This is a genomic window from Escherichia sp. TW14182 (assembly GCF_000208525.1).
Classification (GTDB): domain Bacteria; phylum Pseudomonadota; class Gammaproteobacteria; order Enterobacterales; family Enterobacteriaceae; genus Escherichia; species Escherichia ruysiae.
The window spans coordinates 1-802 of the sequence record NZ_AEJZ01000489.1; the positions used below are offsets into that span (position 1 = coordinate 1).

An 802-nucleotide genomic window follows, 5' to 3' on the forward strand; every position below is an offset into this window, starting at 1 on the left:
CCGGAGGGATTCCTGCACCCTCAAATCATCCGGAGGCCGCCCGAAAGGGCGGTAATGAAATGCGAAAGTTCAAAATAATTATTGAAACGGGAATAGCTGGTGGAGATTTTGAGGATGTATTCGAAGTGGATGATGATGCGGCACCAGATGAAATACAGGACGAAGCAAAAGAAATTTTCTTTAACTACTGCAATTACTCATATCACGAAATAAAAGACGAGGAGGAAGAATAAAATGGCTGATTTTGGTTCAACTAAATACAACGTCAGTTTTGAAGAATGGCATGAACTGTTAATGGACTATGCAGAGTTACGCGGTGGAAGTGCCGCTGATGCTGAAGCATGGCGTGATGACTACGAAGCAGGAAAAACTCCGGTCGAAGCATATTGTGATGAGTGGGGCGATGAATGAGCGAGATTAATTATCAGGAAGGACATGAAACGGCAGGGCAGGCAAAACCAGTTGCATGGCGATATCGCTACGTGAAAAAAGGCGTTACGGACTCTCAGGGGGAGCCGTGGGTTGGTGACTGGAAATATGTACCGACAAAAGAGGATTGCAACGACAGGCCGAGCTATGAAATTCAGGCGTTATTCACTGCCCCGCCTGTGCCACTGACACCAGAAGGATTGATTAAAGCAGTGCGCTTCTATGAACAGGTTAAGCGTGAAAATCCGCCAGTCGAAACCGGAGCATGGAAAGACGCTGTTGACTGGGTGCTCAAAGAGGCTTGCCAGGCTGCAAACATTGGCATCAAAGGAGAGTGATGTGCCTACATTATTCAGAAAAGAATATCCGCGAA

3 protein-coding genes are annotated in these 802 nt (G+C 46.6%); all 3 read left to right on the forward strand.

The genetic code is table 11. The features are described 5' to 3' along the window. Nucleotides 1-59 precede the first annotated feature (59 nt). From EQY_RS0123550 to EQY_RS0123560, 3 genes are read left to right on the forward strand one after another with little or no spacing between them, the layout of a single operon-like run. Complete coding sequence (locus tag EQY_RS0123550) at nt 60-233, forward strand: DUF7167 family protein (protein ID WP_328181762.1); 174 nt, start codon at nt 60-62, stop codon at nt 231-233. A 1-nt stretch (nt 234) separates the two neighbouring features. Continuing rightward, nucleotides 235-411: a hypothetical protein gene (locus tag EQY_RS26645; protein ID WP_000753060.1), complete on the forward strand. Its 177-nt coding sequence runs from the start codon at nt 235-237 to the stop codon at nt 409-411. Further along, the gene (locus EQY_RS0123560; RefSeq protein ID WP_001289999.1) at nt 408-767 is read left to right on the forward strand and encodes a hypothetical protein; all 360 of its coding nucleotides are present in this window, start codon (nt 408-410) and stop codon (nt 765-767) included. Before EQY_RS26645 ends, EQY_RS0123560 begins: the two co-directional genes overlap by 4 nt. Nucleotides 768-802: the final 35 nt, after the last annotated feature.